The organism is Bacillus cereus group sp. MYBK5-2 (genome assembly GCF_051915685.1).
GTDB lineage: Bacteria > Bacillota > Bacilli > Bacillales > Bacillaceae_G > Bacillus_A > Bacillus_A cereus.
The window spans coordinates 429,788-446,994 of sequence record NZ_JBQAFE010000001.1 but is presented as its reverse complement, the minus strand read 5'-3'; the positions used below and the strand labels follow the sequence as shown (position 1 = coordinate 446,994).

Below are 17,207 nucleotides of genomic sequence, written 5' to 3'. Positions count from 1 at the left end.
AGCAGGCGATCGCCTGCTTTTTTTCTTATTTCTCTACTGACGCCCATTTAAAGCTTAAATCGCCGCCATATTTATGGTTATACATATTTTTAATTGAATCTCTTTGTAAATATGCTCTACCACGTTGATATACTGGAACGATCGCAGCATCATCAAGTAACATTTTTTCTGCTTCTAATAAGTTCTTCCAACGAGCATTTACATCGCTTCCATCTTTTTTCGCCTTCATAATGATTTCATCGTATTTTGGATTAGAGTACTTCATCTTATTTTGTGACCCATCTGTTACAAACATATCAAGATATGTAATTGGATCTGGGAAGTCCGCACTCCATCCAGAGAATGACATGACATAATCGCCCGCATCTTCTAATTTTAGTTTTTGTGCGAATGGTTGTTGTTTAATTTTTACTGTTAAACCTGGTAAATTCTTTTCTAATTCACCTTTTAAATATTCACCAGTTTTCTTTGATAACTCTACATCTTCATTTAATAATTCTAATTCGATTTCATTTTTACCAAGTTCTTTTTTACCAGCTTCCCAATATTTCTTCGCTTCTTTCACGTTTGGTTTTACAATATCCCCGTTTACAGCACGGAAATCTTTTTTATCTGGTCCTTTAATGAAGTTATCAGGAATTAATCCTGTTGCTGGCTTAGAACCGTTATTTAATAATGTATCCACGAATGGCTTACGGTCAAAAGCAAGTGAAATTGCTTTACGAATATTTTTATTTGCTAAAGCTGGATCTTTTTGATTTAAACGAAGGAAGAATACAGATGTATCTTCTACTGTTTGGAAATCTGGTTTTCCTTTATATTTATCAATAAACTCCGCTAATAACGACGCTCGATCAATTGCATTTGTTTCATATAAGTTAATTGGCGTAGATGTATCTTTTACAATATTAAAGTTTACTTCTTCAATCTTCACTTCTTTATTGTCCCAATATGACGCGCTCTTTGTCATTTTAAAGCTACGTTCATGTTGCCAATCACTTAATGTAAATGGCCCGTTATAAAGCGTTGTATTCGCTTCCAAACCAAACTTCGTACCTTGCTCTTTCACAAACTTTTCATTCACAGGATAGAAGATTGGATATACCATTAAATCTACAAGGTATGGAATTGAATTATCTAATTCCACTTCTAATGTATAATCATCAATCGCCTTTACCCCTAATTGATCCGGACTCATCTCTTTTTTATTAATTTTCTCTGCATTTTTTATATCATACATAATGTACGCTGATTTCGCAGCTGTATCTGGGTTAATCGCTCTTTGCCATGCGTATACGAAATCTTTTGCCGTCACAGGATCACCATTTGACCATTTTGCGTCTTCACGTAATTTAAATGTATATTTTTTACCATCTTCTGATTTTTGGAATTCCTTCGCTACACCAGGAACTAGCTTATCATCTTTTCCTAAACTGTATAAGCCTTCCATCGTATTACCCATTACTCTTGAAGAAACTGCATCAGCTGATAACGCTGGATCCATCGTTGGAATTTCTTGCGTTTCAATTAAGTTAATAACTTGCTTCGCACCGCTTTTCCCGCTATCCCCTTTTGCGTTCGCTTGCGGTTCATCTTTTTGGTAGCTACATGCCCCTAACATCATGCTCATTGCTACTGTTGATACTACAAAAACTGGCATCTTTTTTTTCATACTTCCACCCTCCATAAAAATGTTAGCCCTTTCATTTTCAAACAGAAAGAAATATATATATGTTCTAATAATTCATATTATACACACAAATATATTTTTTGTATATTTATATTTCTATTTCATTAAAATTTCCTGTTAAAAAATAAATCTTTGTAAACGTTTCATATTGCTGATCATTCTTACTAAAGTGTTAAAAACAATATTTTTTATACTTTTCTAAATTATCAGAGAAAAATGAATTTTATATCTCATAATACTTTATGTATAATTATCCTTTTGTTTTTATCATAAAATAGCACTCTCTTCATAATAAAAATATGTAGGCTAAAATGAGTGCAAAGGTTAAGAAAGTATGTTACGATACATTTTGCTAAAAATAGATATCGGTAAAGAGGGGACGGACATGGCAGCAATTCAGGCAAAAAACGGGCCTACTGAGAAATTAAGTTTATTCTTATTAACATGGCCTATTTTTCTAGAAGTTTTTCTTTTTATGTTAATGGGGATCGCTGATACTTTCATGTTAAGTGCATTATCAGACGATGCTGTATCTGGGGTTGGTGCAGCGAATCAATACCTCCATATCGCTATTTTGGTACTAGAAGTCATCGGGAACGGCGCAGCTATCGTCGTATCTCAATACCTCGGTTCCAAACGCTTTATGGAAGCATCTAAAATATCAGCATTAGCCGTCACATTAAATTTAATAGTTGGGCTCGTTATAAGCGCTGGTTTTCTTTTATTTTCGAAACATATGATGCTCGCAATGAACTTACAAGGCGATGTACTAACGTATGCGCAAAACTACTTATCTATCGTCGGAGGAGCCATCTTCCTACAAGCTATTATTAACTCATTAGCCGCAATTATCCGTGTACACGGTTTCACAAAGCAAGCGATGTTTATTTCACTCGGAATGAATATGATTCATATCGCTGGAAACTATGTACTCATTTTCGGGAAATTTGGTTTCCCTGAGCTCGGTGTACAAGGGGCTGCCATTTCTTCTGCTGTCAGCCGACTTATAGCGCTTATTGTTTTCTTCTGGTTACTATACCGCGTTATGGAATATCGTGTAAAATTACAATATTATTTCACCTTATCAAAAGAATATATCGGGAAAATTTTAAAAATCGGGATTCCATCTGCTTTTGAGCAAGTTATGTATCAAGCTTGTCAAATTGTCTTCTTATACTATGCAACATATTTAGGAACGGAATCGTTAGCGGCTAGACAATACGCTACGAACATTTCTATGTTCACTTATTTATTCGCTATTGCAATTGGTATGGGAACAGCCATTATTATTGGCCGCCTCGTTGGTGGTGGCGAAAAAGATGAAGCATACGAACGCTTGTGGAAAAGTGTAAAATGGGCGATTGGTGTAACTTTATGTATGGTCGCTCTCGTTATTACATTCCGTACACAATTAATGGGACTGTTTACAGATAATCCGTACATTATCGGGTTAGGCGCAAGTGTTCTTTTACTAAGTGTACTACTTGAAACGGGACGTACGATGAATATCGTCATCATTAATTCGCTTCGTGCAGCTGGTGATGCAAAATATCCTGTTTTAATCGGTGCCTTCTCTATGGTGTTAATGAGTTTACCACTAGGTTACTTTTTCGCCTTTCATTTAGATATGGGGCTCGTTGGTATTTGGCTAGCAATCGCCATCGACGAATGGACACGTGCCATTATTATGTTCTTCCGCTGGAAAAGTAGAGCATGGGAGCGTTATGCACTTGTTAAACCTGAAGAACAAGAGGAGAATGTTTCTGTTCAAGTTCAGTAATTTTGCATATGGATATCACTAATGATACATGAGATTTATATCGGCGATTCTTTAAATATATCGACTGACCGACAAATGTATACAATTCTTTTATATAGTAGAAAAAGAGCCATCCTTCCATAACAGAAGAATGGCTCTTTTTCTTATTGATAAATCTCTTTATATTTCTTGTACTCCGCTTCCGAACATAGTACGAAATGTCCTGGGCGAATTTCACGCATTGTTGGTGCTTCACTACCATAATTATGCTGTGATGGATCATATACGATACGTTTACGATTGCGCTCATAATCTGGATCTGGAAGTGGAATCGCTGATAATAGTGATTTCGTATATGGATGAATTGGATTCGCATATAATTCATCACTTGTTGTTAACTCAACGATTTGGCCACGGTACATTACACCAATACGATCACTAATGTATTTTACCATTGATAAATCATGGGCGATGAATAAGTATGTTAAACCTTTTTCTTTTTGTAACTTTTTCAGTAAGTTTACAACTTGCGCCTGAATCGATACGTCAAGTGCTGAGATCGGCTCATCGGCAATGATAAATTCTGGGTCTACAGCAAGCGCTCGAGCGATACCGATACGCTGACGTTGTCCACCTGAGAATTCGTGTGGGAAACGGTTTGCGTGCTCTTTATTTAAACCAACTGTGTTTAATAGTTCATGAACACGGTCCATGCGCTCTTTTTTACTTTTCGCTAATCCGTGAATATCAATACCTTCTGCGATAATATCCCCTACTGTCATACGAGGATTTAATGATGCGTATGGATCTTGGAAAATCATTTGCATTTTACGGTTGAATTTCTTCAGTTCTGCGCGTGATTTCTTACCATGTACGTTTTCACCATCGAACAATACTTCACCAGCAGTTGCATCATATAAACGAATAATCGTTCTTCCAGTTGTCGATTTACCACAACCTGATTCTCCTACAAGACCAAATGTTTCTCCGCGGTAAATATCAAATGAAATATCATTAACCGCTTTGACAACACCACCACTCACGTCGAAGTGCTGCTTTACATTTTTTACTTCAATTAATTTCTCACGTTGTTTAGTCATGTTGTTCACCTGCTTTCATTTGAAGAATGCGTTTTTCAACGACTGCTGGCGGTTTTACTTCTGGAGCTTGCTCGTGAAGTAACCAAGTTGCCGCATAGTGCGTATCACTTACTTTAAATAAAGGTGGGTCCATTTCAAAATCAATTTTCAGTGCCTGCGGGTTACGTGGTGCAAAAGCATCTCCCTTTGGCGGCTTCAATAAATCTGGAGGCGTTCCAGGGATTGCATATAACTCTTCTTCTGAACCATCTAAACTTGGCATAGATGCGATTAAACCCCAAGTATATGGATGTTTCGGATTGTAGAAAATTTCATCTACAGTTCCAATTTCAACAACTTTACCAGCGTACATAACTGCCACTCGGTCCGCAACGTTTGCTACTACACCTAAGTCATGCGTAATGAAAATGATTGCTGCTTCTGTTTTTTGCTGAATGTCTTTCATAAGTTCTAAAATTTGCGCCTGAATCGTAACGTCTAGCGCTGTTGTCGGCTCATCGGCAATTAATAATTTCGGGTTACAAGCTAACGCCATCGCAATAACTACACGCTGTCTCATACCACCTGAGAATTGGTGAGGATATTGTTTTAAACGAGCTTCTGGATTTGGAATACCTACAAGGTCAATTAATTCTAAAGCAACTTTACGTGCATCTGCTTTACTCATCCCTTGGTGTTTAATTAGACCTTCCATAATTTGATTTCCAATTGTCATCGTTGGGTTTAATGATGTCATTGGATCTTGGAAAATCATCGCGATATCTTTACCGCGTACTTGCTGCATTTCTTTTTCTGTTAATTTCGTTAAGTCACGACCTTCAAATACGATTTCACCATTTTTAATGCGTCCAGGAGGATTCGGAATTAATCCCATTAACGCTTTAGAAGTAACTGATTTCCCTGAACCAGATTCTCCTACAATCGCCAATGTTTCTCCTTTTTTCAAATCAAAAGTAACGCCGCGTACAGCTTGTACTTCACCTGCATGTGTATCAAAGGAGACTTGTAAATCTTTTACCTCTAACAATGTTTTCATCTTTGCCTCTCCCCTCTTTTACTTACGCATTTTTGGATCTAACGCGTCGCGTAATCCGTCTGCCATTAAGTTAAACGCTAAAATTAATATACTGATGACAACCGCAGGGATGAACATCATATGCGGATACGTTTGAATAGATTTATAACCATCATTTACAAGAGAACCTAGTGACGCAAATGGCGGCTGAATTCCTAAACCGATGAAACTTAAGAACGCTTCACCAAACACCGCTGATGGAATTGTAAACATTGTCATTACGATAATAGGTCCCATTACGTTTGGAATTAAATGTTTCACAATTAATTGTGTATTTGTTGCACCTAATGTACGAGATGCTAATACATATTCTTGGTTTTTTAACTTTAAGATTTGTCCACGAACAATACGCGACATCCCTATCCAACCTGTAATCGCCATCGCGAGTGTAATTGACCAAATACCAGATCCCATAATGATTACCATTAAAATAACGATGATTAAGTATGGAATACCGTTAATAATCTCCATAATACGTTGCATAATGTTATCTACTCTACCGCCGTAGAATGCTGAAATACCTCCGTATGCAACCCCAATTACTAAGTCAATTGCTGCTGCTAAAAGAGCGATATATAATGATACGCGTGTACCTTCCCATGTTCTTGTCCATAAGTCACGGCCAAGATCATCTGTACCAAACCAGAAGTACTCTTTAATATCACGTTTTTCATATTGGTCAACACCATATTGATCTGTACCGTCAAATGGTAACCAATGAACATTTTCAATAACTGGAATTTTTGGTGGTAATTTCGCTCGACCTAAATCTTGCTCTTTATACGAGTGTTTACTTACCATCGGTCCAAAAATCGCTAATAGTGCAATGATAACTAATAATACAAGGCCAAGCATCGCACCTTTATGTTGGAATAAACGTCTTCTTACATCTTGCCAAAACGTTAGGCTTGGACGGGCAATGACTTCATTATCAACATTATTTTGATTGGCTTGTTGAAATAAATCTGGAGATAATTTTTGTACATCTTTCATCATTTTTTCCCTCCCGCTAAACGAATACGAGGATCAATAATTCCGTATAAAATATCGACAATGAAAATAACTAAAATGAAGATTGCACTATAGAAAATCGTAGTTCCCATAATAACTGTATAGTCATTTAAAGTAATCGATTTAACGAATTGTTCCCCAAGTCCTGGTACAGCATAAATTTGCTCGATAACAAGTGTTCCTGTAATTAATGCCGCAACCATTGGTCCTAAAATTGTTACAACTGGAATTAACGCGTTACGAAGTGCATGTTTGACAATGATAACGCCTTGGCTAATTCCTTTCGCTTTCGCTGTTAAAATGTAATCGGCTTGCATAACTTCAATTAATTCTGCACGAGAGAAACGTGCGATTGTTGCAATAACTCCCATCGATAATGCAATTGTAGGCATTACAGTAAACTCTGGTCCTTTCCAGAATGCTACTGGGAACCAGCCAAGTTTTACCCCTACGAAATATTGCAGTAATGCGGCGAATACGAATGATGGTACCGACATTCCGAGTACCGAAATAACTGTTGCACTATAATCTACCCACGTATTATTACGAAGTGCGGCAACAATACCTAAAATTAAACCGATAAATGTTCCTAATATAATCGCTTGTAAACCTAATTGGGCTGATGGTCCAATACGATCCACAATCATGTCTGTTACTGGGCGGTTATCATATTGGAATGATACCCCTAAATCACCTTTTGCTAGGTTACCTAAGTAACGTGCGTATTGAACTGGTACCGGATCATTCAATCCGTATTTTTCAAGAATGATTTCTTTTTGTGCCGGTGATAGCTTCTCCTGGTTTTTAAGCGGAGAACCCGGAAGTAATTTCATCAAAAAGAAAGTCATTGTAGTAATTAAAAATAATGTCAAAGCCATGTACACGAAACGTTTTAATACATAACGTCCCATATCAAGCACCTCCCCGTTTTTCTCAAAAGCAATAAGATAGTTTAAAATATTCTTACTTTTATTTTTTTAAAATAAGAGCATATGCCCATCATAGGCATATACCCTTGTAAACGATGGAAAAAAAGATTATTTTTGTTCAACAGATGCCCATTTGTAAGTTAATTTACCACCATAGTTAATTGGGATAATATCTTTTACGGCACCTTTTACTACATACGCTGAACCTTTTTGGAAGATTGGAGTGATAACTGCATCCTCTTTAATTAACATCTTCTCTACTTCTAGAAGGTTGTCCCAGCGAGCTTGTAAATCTTTTGTATCTGTTTTAGCTTTTAGGATTAACTCATCATATTTCTGATTAGAATACCCTGTTTTATTTTGAGAACCATTCGTAACAAACATATCTAAATATGAGATTGGATCTGGGAAATCTGGTCCCCAAATACCAAACGCAATATCATATTGCTGAGAATCTTCTAATTTATTTTTTTGTGCGAATGGTTGCTGTTTAATTTTAATTGATAAACCTGGTAAGTTCTTTTCCATCTCACCTTTTAAGAATTCCCCAACCTTTTTAGCATCTTCATTATCAAAGTTTAAGAATTCTAGTTCGATTTTATCAGTTCCAAGCTCTTTCTTCGCTGTTTCCCAAAGCTTTTTCGCTTCTTTTGGATTTGTTTCAACTAGCTTTCCATTTTCAGCTCGGAAATCTTTTTTATTCGGACCTTCAGCGAAATCTTTTCCAACAAATCCGTAAGCTCCAATTGCACCGTTATTTAAAATAACTTTTGCAATGTTATCACGGTCAAAGGACATTGAAATTGCTTTTCTTAAGTTTTTATTACTTAAGTACTGATTACTTTGATTAAATCTTAAGTAAGCAACCCCTGCTTCTTTTCTTGTTTGGAACTCTGGACTTTTTCTAAACTTATCAACAAATTCAGACGTTAAAGCCGCTCGGTCAATCGCGTTTGTCTCATATAAATTTACATCAGTTGCTGTATTTTTTACAATATTAAAGTTGATTTCTTCGATTTTAACCGTTTTATTATCCCAATATGAAGGATTCTTCTTGAATTGGAAACTTTGTTCATGTTTCCAATCACTCATAACGAATGGACCGTTATATAATGTTGTATTTGCCTCTAAACCAAATTTATCACCTTGTGCTTTTACAAAGTTTTCATTTAGTGGGTAAAATACTGGATAAACTGTTAAATCGATAAAGTAAGGAACGGGATTGTCTAATTCTACTTCTAATGTATAATCATCAATCGCTTTTACACCTAATTGGTCAGCAGGTAATTCTTTTTTATGAATTTTCTCTGCATTTTTAATATCGAACATAATGTACGAATACGTTGCTTTTGTATCTGGATTTACTGCTCTTTTCCATGAATACACAAAATCTTTAGCTGTTACAGGTTCCCCATTCGACCATTTCGCATCTTTTCTTAATTTAAATATGTATTTCTTCCCATCATCTAGCTTTTCGACATCTTCTGCAACTCCAGGCATTCTCTTTTGATCTTTGCCAATACGATATAAACCTTCCATCGTATTATTTAATGCTGTAGAAGATGAAGAATCAGATGCTAATGATGCATCCATTGACGGAATTTCAGATAACTCTGTTAAATTAAGAATCTGTTTTCCGTTACTACTACTCGTAGCGTTCTCTTTCCCTTTTGCTTTTGCGTCATCTTTTTGGTAGCTACACGCGCTAAGCAACATACTTGCAGTTAAAGTTGATGCAAGTAATAACGGTATCTTTTTCTTCATGTTGTGTTGCCTCCCCTAATTGCACTTCCTGTACCCTCACTTGTTAAAAAGTAGAATTGAAAGAATAATCTCCAAGTTTCTACAATTTTCATTATACATATAATATAACAATTGTGAATATAGTTTTTTGTTTTTTTGTTAAAATTTTTAATAAAATATTTATATTTTTAATTTTTCGTAAAGGGATACATTAACATTGCTACCATCATCTTAAAATCAGACCTTTAATTGCATATAATTTTCAAAAAATTAATCCTAGTACTTATTATAGCTTTTATAGTATAATAATTCTAGTAATATTTTGACGGAGGGGAATATTTTGAATAAAGTTTTTTTTCATACTTGTATACTAATTTTTATAGCGATGATTGCTTCTAGTATTGGTGCATTCCTCATTTCATCTCAATTTTTGTTGAACTTTGTCAACATTTTGTTTTATATTGCACTGTTTTTTATTCTGATCGGCGGTTTTTTATACATATTTCAAAATGGTTTTTTCAATGTAACCATTTACGCATTCCAAAGAGTATTTGGTACGAACAAAAAGATTGACTCTTTAATTGAAGAAGTCGAGGAACCTACAGATAAGAAAGAACGTATTTATAAAACATATTCATTCAAATGGACATATCCAATTTGTATTACAGGTATCTTCCTTGGGTTGTTCTCGACCCTCATTAGCTTTACTATTTTGATGTAGTTTGCAAACACTATCCCATATGATATAATAATCAGCAAAACATTTTGTTATAAAACTTTAGTTCTTTCATATTAAAAGAGCTCAAGTAACAATAAATAAATTTATATGTATGCGATGATAAAGAAGAGTACATATTGAGGCAATTTCAGAGAGCTTGTGGTTGGTGTGAACAAGTAATTGTACAGTATGGAATGGGCTTTTGAGCACCAAACTGAACCGAAAGTAGTAGGCTTTGGCGTTATATCCAAACGTTATTATGGATTAGAGAGATTTCACAGTAGTGAAATAATTAGGGTGGTACCACGGTCCATTCGTCCCTATAGTTTTTTGGGATGAATGGGCTTTTTTGTTTGCCTTCTCTTCCCCACATCACGCATTCTATTTTAGGAGGAATTACTTATGTCAGTTATCTTTTCTGGTATTCAACCAAGTGGAACGATTACACTTGGAAACTATTTAGGAGCAATGAAGCAGTTTACAGAGCTTCAAAATGAACACGACTGTTATTTCTGTATTGTAAACCAACATGCGATTACAGTACCTCAAGATCCCGTCGGGCTTCGTAAAAACATCCGCAGTCTTGCTGCACTTTATGTAGCATGCGGCATCGATCCTGAAAAAGCTACTTTATTTGTACAATCAGAAGTACCAGCACACGCTCAACTAGGATGGATCATGCAATCTGTTGCTTACGTTGGAGAATTAGAACGTATGACGCAATATAAAGATAAAGCTTCTGGTAGAGATTCAGTTCCAGCTGGATTACTTACGTATCCACCATTAATGGCTGCTGATATTTTACTTTACAACACTGAAATCGTGCCGGTTGGTGATGACCAAAAGCAACATATCGAATTAACACGTGACTTAGCAGAGCGTTTCAACAAACGTTACCGCGAAATCTTCACAATGCCTGAAATTCGCATTCCAAAAGTAGGAGCTCGCGTTATGTCATTAACAGAGCCTACGAAAAAAATGAGTAAATCTGATCCGAATCCAAAATCAATGATTAGTATGCTTGATGAGCCAAAAACAATTGAAAAGAAAATTAAGAGTGCTGTAACTGACTCTGAAGGTATTGTGAAATTTGATAAGGAAAACAAACCTGGTATCTCTAATTTATTAACAATCTACTCTTCATTCTCTGGAAAAACAGTTGAAGAAATCGAAGCAATGTACGAAGGAAAAGGATACGGCGACTTCAAAGGCGACCTAGCGCAAGTAGTCGTAGAAGCAATTCGTCCAATCCAAGACAAATATAACGAACTAATCAACTCACCAGAACTAGACGAAATCCTAGACAAAGGTGCAGAAAAAGCAAACCGCGTTGCATTCAAACAACTACGCAAAGTAGAAAACGCAATGGGACTAAGCAGAAAACGTAGGTAACATATAAAGCGGAGGCGACTGCTTAGCCCTGACGGCTAAGGTTCTTTCCCACAGAAGGTGCTTTTTACCTTCTTGTGGGGAAGGTTCTTAGACACGAAGAGCTTGCTGCCGGAGCTGGATTTCTACAAAAAGCGGAGGCGGCTCGTTTAGAATGTGAGGGGGATGGAGCTCCTGACGTAGAGGCGCTTTTTGCCTCGCAGGAAGGCGCGAAGCCACCGAACATTCTTGCTGCCGGAGCTAGATTACTACAAAATTAAAAAACCGCCAATTGGCGGTTTTTTAATTTACCTTTTGCTCATTTTCCATTTCCCATAACTTTTCAAAAAATGGCTGTCCTTTTACGAGACGCTCGCATAATTGTTCGTGCTTATCAGACCAGCCTGTTTTCGCTTCATCATACAGCTTAGCCCAAATATCTTCAAATTCCATATGTTGAACCATTCCATATGCTGATGGATCCCACTCTGTGAACCAATAGCGAATTTCTGCTGTGTTTTTCGTTGTATGTAATTGATCTAACGCCATAAATAATAATTGTTTTAACTGTCTTTCTTTACGAGTCAAGCCATTCATAATGAAAGGCGATGGTGATAAAATATGATGTTCTTTTTCTGTTTCTTCTACTTGGAACTCATACTTTTCTGCTTGTACGTTTTCTACCATCTCATATACCATCTGCTCTTGACGTGGTATAAGTCTACTTTTGCGAATAGGTACATTGTAACCAATTGTGTCAATGGCAATAATGCCTTTCCCATCTGTAACAACAAAGCAATACTCTTGCTGCAAACGTTCATGATTTTTACGAATATAAGCCTTATGATGTACGTCTTCCAGCATTTTTTGCGGAAGCTCTAACAATTCGTTCTCGATGTAATGATATAATGTGGCATCTACTTTTAATAATGGCACTTGATCTAATAGCTCAATCGTATCATCTTTCCGCCATTCGTAAAAATGACAAACGTTATACCCATTCTCTTCACCTTCAAACCAATTTACCCATACATCATGTAGATATAACATTCACTACCCCTCACTTCACTACTGTTTGTACCAATCATTATGTTCATTTTTGCTTAACTTTATTCCACTTGAGGAAATATATTCTAATTATTATTTTTTCTTCTATTAATACTAAAAAAACAGGAAATAGAACTCCTGTTTTTTTATATATGAAATGTACTTGCTTTATTCAATATTTCTTTTGCATCTATAGATAATAAAGAAAGTGTATCTTCTCCTTCCAAAGTTACACAATCTTTGACAATATGAAATCCAAGCGCATAGCCAAGCATCTTCGGATAAGAGTGAAAGCCATTTAATAAGATGTCATGTTCCCTTGTTCCTCGTTTTATACTTATTCTTTCATGTACAACATTTTTCCAATAATAAACAGCCTCTTCTTTTGAAAGATACGCCGTCCACGGTGCATTGTTTTTTTCTGTATACCTTTCTGTTACTGCTTGTTCCGCTAGCCCTTCCATAATCATCGTATCAAGTAATGTATATTCTGTTTCTTTCGTCTCAATTTGATGTAACCTGCATATGTGATGATATTCATGCGCCAATAACACTTTTAATTCTTCTACCGAATTCCGCCCACATACGAATAAGAAAATAACATGACGCATAGATAATCCAGCCCTACCGTTATACTCTTCTTGTACAGTTCGATTATAGGAATCTGATAATAAAATAAAGACAGGGACATCTGGGCCTTTTAACCAATTTTTCAGTTTATCATACTCCAGGCTCAATTCTTTCCAAATTTCCTTTTCCTCTAATTCTTTAATTTCCTTTTCTCCGCGCATGATCGGGCGATACATCCCTTTTGAAATTAAAAAGCGATACAACCTTTCTTTTGGCAACGGAATATACTTCGTAAATTTCTCACAAAGTTTTTCTGGCCGTCCATAATATAAATGTAGCCATTCAGCTGTTTCAACAATCCCCATCTTTATCCCTCCTTTTTCTTATGTATATGCTACAGGAGAAAAAGGCGTAAAAATAAATAAGGAGTTTTTTCGCAATCTATTGCGAAAAAACTCCTTATTTCATCGATTATTTATACGATTTAAATACTAACACTGCGTTATGACCACCGAATCCTAATGAGTTACTTAATACTGCATTTACTTCTTGGTGTCTCGCTTGATTTGGTACGTAATCTAAGTCACATTCTGGATCTGGTGTCTCATAGTTAATTGTTGGAGGAATTACTCCGTCTGTAATTGATTTAATAGAGAAAATCGCTTCAACAGCACCAGCTGCTCCTAATAAGTGACCTGTCATTGATTTCGTTGAGCTAATCGCTACTTTATACGCGTGCTCGCCGAAAGTTTCTTTAATTGCCATCGTTTCATATTTTTCATTCGCATCAGTACTTGTACCGTGCGCATTAATGTAATCAATATCTTCTGGCTGTAGGCCTGCATCAGCTAAAGCTTGACGCATTGCACGCACTCCGCCTTCCCCACCAGGAGCAGGCATTGTAATATGGAACGCATCTCCAGTTGCACCATAACCAGCAATTTCCGCGTAAATGTGAGCACCGCGTGCTAATGCGTGCTCTAATTCTTCAAGAATTAGAATACCTGAACCTTCACCCATTACGAAACCGCTACGGTTTTTATCAAATGGACGGCAAGCCGTTGCTGGGTCTTCATTAAATGTTAATGCTTTCGCTGAGCTAAATCCTGCGAATGCCATACTTGTTAGCGGTGCTTCTGCTCCGCCTGTAATCATTGCATCAGCATCACCACGCTGAATTGCTTTAAATGCATCACCAATTGAGTTTGCACCAGATGCACAAGCCGTTACAGAACAAGTGTTAATTCCTTTTGCTCCTGTTGCGATTGATACTTGACCTGCTGCCATATCTGGAATCATCATCGGCACGAAGAATGGGCTCACGCGGCGTGGGCCTTTCTCAGTAAAAATCTTAAATTGTTCTTCGTATGTTTCCATACCGCCAATACCAGATCCAATCCATACACCAATTCGAGGTCCGTTTTCTTCTGTAATTTCAAGCTTTGCATCTGCAACTGCCATTTTCGCTGCTGCTACTGCATATTGTGTAAAGCGATCCATACGGCGCGCTTCTTTTTTATCAATATATTTCTCGACTTCAAAGTCGTTAATTTCCGCTGCTACTTTTGCTGGAAATAGTTCTGGATCAATTCTTGTAAGTCGCCCGATTCCAGATACACCCTTTTTAATGTTTTCCCACGCTGTTTCAACATCTGTACCGACCGGTGTAACAGCTCCTAGTCCTGTAATTACGACCCTCTTTTTTTCCATACAAAATACACTCCTTTTTTCTCTCAGTCCTTATTTACCCCAACGAAGAGCAACTGCTCCCCATGTTAATCCGCCGCCAAAACCAACAAGTATAATTAAATCACCGTCTTGAATACGTCCGTTTTGCAATTCCTCTACCATTGCAATCGGAATGGAAGAAGCTGATGTATTACCGAACTTCTCAATCGTCATACTCATTTTTTCTTGTGGTAAATTTAACCTCTCTCTTGCAGATTCCATAATACGAATGTTTGCTTGATGCGGTACTAAGAAATCCACATCTTCCTTCGTAAGACCAGCTTTATCTAAAACGCGAAGACAAGAATCACCAAGTTGACGAACGGCAAATTTAAACACTTCTCTGCCATTCATCATAACATACTCGTCTTGATAAAGGTGCTTGCCGCCACTTCCGTCTGCTCCTAATTCAAAAGATAGAACGCCTTTACCTTCTGAAACAGCTCCCATTACGACAGCACCGGCTCCGTCTCCAAATAGTACTGCTGTATTTCGATCGTTCCAGTCTACAATTTTAGAGAGTTTATCACTACCAACTACTAATACATTTTTATACGTTCCTGTTTGAATAAATTGCTGCGCTGTAATCATTCCGTACATAAAACCGGCACATGCTGCACTTAAATCCATTGCAGCTGCATGTTTCGCTCCTATTGCTTCTTGAATTACACAAGCAACTGCTGGAAAAGCACGATCTGGTGTTACTGTTGCTACTAAAATAAGATCGATATCCTCTCCGCTAATTCCTGCATCTTCAAGTGCTTTTTTAGAAGCCTCTACGGCCATATATGAAGTATCTATTGTATCATCGGCAATGCGTCTTTCTGCAATTCCCGTTCTCGTACGAATCCATTCATCGGATGTTTCCATTATTTTCTCTAAATCGTGATTTGTGACTACTTTTTCTGGCACATATCTTCCGATCCCTAAAATGCCCACGTTCACATCGCAGCCCTCCGTTTTATATCAAATATTATGACTTGGTACTAATTTTAAAACATAAATGTATTTTTGTCTAGAATATATTTCGCATAAAACAGAAAGCTAACGCATTATTCACGTTATTTTTCATTAAAAGAAACAGAAACATACCTCTAAAATATAAAAAGACTCAAACCGCTTCTATCCACGGTTCGGGCCTCTCTTCCATCTTAAAAAGATGCTTTTTATTCTTGATCTGCTTTCCTTCTAAACTAGAGAGTTCTCCTCACTACTTTTCCTTTATCCTCTTCATATCTCTGGTTTTCCCCCCCAGGCGAGAATAAAAAAGGCCCTGACCGCTTCTATCCACGGTTCGGGCCTCTCTTCCATCTTAAGAAGATGCTTTTTATTCTTTTTATTCTTTTTATTCTTTATCTGCTTTCCCAAGCTCATAAGCTTCGTTCATAACTTTCATTAACAACTCTAACACCGGCTGTGCCTTCTCCATATCAAGTGCAATTCCATTATCATCTAAAATTGCCTTTGCTTCCGGTAAATGCTTCATTGCGATTTGTAAAAACTGCATGCTTTTTTCGTTCATATTATGCTCTTCCTCTCCATTAAAACTTTCACATACAATAGTGTAACACGCGTACTACTCTTCGTATAACTCTTTATATTTTTTCATGTGTGCCAGTTGCTTATTTAAACCGTATTCTAACGGAGTATTTCTTTTTATTGAAATTACCTCGATAGCCTCATCTCTTACTTCGTTATTATTTTTATTTACTTTATCATCCGCGCGTAAAAGATTCATACCTTTCTCCCATAATGACTGTTTACCACTAAGTAAATTGTATATACCAAGATGCGCCCCGTTCGTTCCATTTTCCCATAAGTATTCACATACATCTTCAACGTAAAGTAAATCATTCCCCTTTTCCTCAATCGTACAACGGCACTCTTTTTCACCTAATTCTGATAAAATAAGCTGATGAAACATCATAAAGGACGGTTGCCACGGTCCATATAATGTTGGAACTCGAAATACACTATATTGTAAATTCCCTTTTTTCAATCCTTCTTCTACTTTCAAAAATAGTCGCTTATTTTCGGATTCATCTGTACTGCCTACTTCAATAGAAGAAATTAAATTTAACTTCACTTTTTGTTCTTCACACATTCTTATAATTCGCTTTAAATATTGTAATATGACTCTTTCATTCCGAAATCCACTTTGCTGATTTGGCTCATATAAGCAAAAGTAAACAGTATCGAATCTCTCTTCCTCAACCGATCTCCATCCATCTTCATCTCTTATCGAATAATACGTAAATAATGCATTTCGCCCAATTAATAATAACTTCTCTTCATTAATTTTCGTCATACTATCGAATTCATCAAAATCAAGACCATATACTTCCACTTCTTCTGCAATCATTTTATTTACAAGGTGATAACCTACAAACGTAAGTGCACCTACAATTAGCACGCGTTCCATACCACCAACCCTTTCCCTCTGAAACAAATAGCTCCTCATTTATGTAT

General features: G+C 36.7%; 16 protein-coding genes and 1 other annotated feature. Of the genes, 4 read left to right on the top strand and 12 right to left on the bottom strand.

The window, feature by feature from the left end; all coding sequences use genetic code 11:
• Window positions 1-25: 25 nt before the first annotated feature.
• Window positions 26-1,672: a peptide ABC transporter substrate-binding protein gene (locus ACTFP3_RS02455; RefSeq protein ID WP_000728609.1), complete on the bottom strand. Its 1,647-nt coding sequence runs from the start codon at window positions 1,670-1,672 to the stop codon at window positions 26-28.
• 352 nt (window positions 1,673-2,024) lie between these two features.
• Here ACTFP3_RS02455 and ACTFP3_RS02450 point away from each other — a divergent pair, with 352 nt between their 5' ends.
• Window positions 2,025-3,470, top strand: a complete 1,446-nt coding sequence (locus tag ACTFP3_RS02450; RefSeq protein WP_002164600.1) for an MATE family efflux transporter — start codon at window positions 2,025-2,027, stop codon at window positions 3,468-3,470.
• 143 nt (window positions 3,471-3,613) lie between these two features.
• Here the strand turns inward: ACTFP3_RS02450 and ACTFP3_RS02445 are convergent, their stop codons facing one another.
• The 5 genes from ACTFP3_RS02445 to ACTFP3_RS02425 form a co-directional block, all read right to left on the bottom strand.
• Window positions 3,614-4,549, bottom strand: a complete 936-nt coding sequence (locus ACTFP3_RS02445) for an ABC transporter ATP-binding protein (protein ID WP_000166348.1) — start codon at window positions 4,547-4,549, stop codon at window positions 3,614-3,616.
• Window positions 4,542-5,585 carry an ABC transporter ATP-binding protein gene (locus ACTFP3_RS02440; RefSeq protein ID WP_000854346.1) on the bottom strand — a complete coding sequence of 348 codons (1,044 nt, stop codon included), beginning with the start codon at window positions 5,583-5,585 and terminating at the stop codon, window positions 4,542-4,544. Before ACTFP3_RS02440 ends, ACTFP3_RS02445 begins: the two co-directional genes overlap by 8 nt.
• An 18-nt stretch (window positions 5,586-5,603) precedes the next feature.
• The gene (gene opp3C / locus ACTFP3_RS02435; protein WP_000974106.1) at window positions 5,604-6,620 is read right to left on the bottom strand and encodes an oligopeptide ABC transporter permease; all 1,017 of its coding nucleotides are present in this window, start codon (window positions 6,618-6,620) and stop codon (window positions 5,604-5,606) included.
• Window positions 6,617-7,546 (bottom strand): oligopeptide ABC transporter permease, encoded by a 930-nt coding sequence (opp3b, locus tag ACTFP3_RS02430; protein ID WP_000534172.1) that lies wholly within the window; start codon window positions 7,544-7,546, stop codon window positions 6,617-6,619. The genes opp3C and opp3b overlap by 4 nt, the downstream gene beginning before the upstream one ends.
• A 126-nt stretch (window positions 7,547-7,672) precedes the next feature.
• The gene (locus tag ACTFP3_RS02425) at window positions 7,673-9,328 is read right to left on the bottom strand and encodes a peptide ABC transporter substrate-binding protein (RefSeq protein ID WP_000727217.1); all 1,656 of its coding nucleotides are present in this window, start codon (window positions 9,326-9,328) and stop codon (window positions 7,673-7,675) included.
• A 319-nt stretch (window positions 9,329-9,647) separates the two neighbouring features.
• On the opposite strand from ACTFP3_RS02425, the gene ACTFP3_RS02420 reads away from it, so the two are divergent.
• From ACTFP3_RS02420 to ACTFP3_RS02410, 3 genes are all read left to right on the top strand, one after another.
• The gene (locus ACTFP3_RS02420; protein WP_001044997.1) at window positions 9,648-10,028 is read left to right on the top strand and encodes a DUF3899 domain-containing protein; all 381 of its coding nucleotides are present in this window, start codon (window positions 9,648-9,650) and stop codon (window positions 10,026-10,028) included.
• A gap of 105 nt (window positions 10,029-10,133) precedes the next feature.
• Window positions 10,134-10,350, top strand: a binding site (T-box leader).
• Window positions 10,351-10,427: 77 nt separating this feature from the next.
• Window positions 10,428-11,417, top strand: a complete 990-nt coding sequence (gene trpS / locus ACTFP3_RS02415) for a tryptophan--tRNA ligase (RefSeq protein WP_000110982.1) — start codon at window positions 10,428-10,430, stop codon at window positions 11,415-11,417.
• A 74-nt stretch (window positions 11,418-11,491) separates the two neighbouring features.
• Window positions 11,492-11,674: a hypothetical protein gene (locus ACTFP3_RS02410; RefSeq protein WP_440009232.1), complete on the top strand. Its 183-nt coding sequence runs from the start codon at window positions 11,492-11,494 to the stop codon at window positions 11,672-11,674.
• A gap of 22 nt (window positions 11,675-11,696) precedes the next feature.
• On the opposite strand, the gene ACTFP3_RS02405 is transcribed toward ACTFP3_RS02410, so the two are convergent.
• The 6 genes from ACTFP3_RS02405 to ACTFP3_RS02380 form a co-directional block, all read right to left on the bottom strand.
• Window positions 11,697-12,443: a YjbA family protein gene (locus ACTFP3_RS02405; RefSeq protein WP_000966127.1), complete on the bottom strand. Its 747-nt coding sequence runs from the start codon at window positions 12,441-12,443 to the stop codon at window positions 11,697-11,699.
• A gap of 143 nt (window positions 12,444-12,586) precedes the next feature.
• Window positions 12,587-13,375 carry a DUF2268 domain-containing protein gene (locus tag ACTFP3_RS02400; protein WP_000513278.1) on the bottom strand — a complete coding sequence of 263 codons (789 nt, stop codon included), beginning with the start codon at window positions 13,373-13,375 and terminating at the stop codon, window positions 12,587-12,589.
• Window positions 13,376-13,481: 106 nt separating this feature from the next.
• Complete coding sequence (fabF, locus tag ACTFP3_RS02395; RefSeq protein ID WP_000412656.1) at window positions 13,482-14,720, bottom strand: beta-ketoacyl-ACP synthase II; 1,239 nt, start codon at window positions 14,718-14,720, stop codon at window positions 13,482-13,484.
• A 30-nt stretch (window positions 14,721-14,750) separates the two neighbouring features.
• A complete protein-coding gene (gene fabH / locus ACTFP3_RS02390) occupies window positions 14,751-15,683 on the bottom strand; it encodes a beta-ketoacyl-ACP synthase III (protein ID WP_001100547.1) in 933 nt (310 codons plus the stop codon).
• Window positions 15,684-16,083: 400 nt separating this feature from the next.
• The gene (locus ACTFP3_RS02385) at window positions 16,084-16,260 is read right to left on the bottom strand and encodes a ComZ family protein (protein ID WP_001986215.1); all 177 of its coding nucleotides are present in this window, start codon (window positions 16,258-16,260) and stop codon (window positions 16,084-16,086) included.
• A 54-nt stretch (window positions 16,261-16,314) separates the two neighbouring features.
• A complete protein-coding gene (locus ACTFP3_RS02380; RefSeq protein ID WP_440009229.1) occupies window positions 16,315-17,187 on the bottom strand; it encodes an NAD-dependent epimerase/dehydratase family protein in 873 nt (290 codons plus the stop codon).
• Window positions 17,188-17,207: the final 20 nt, after the last annotated feature.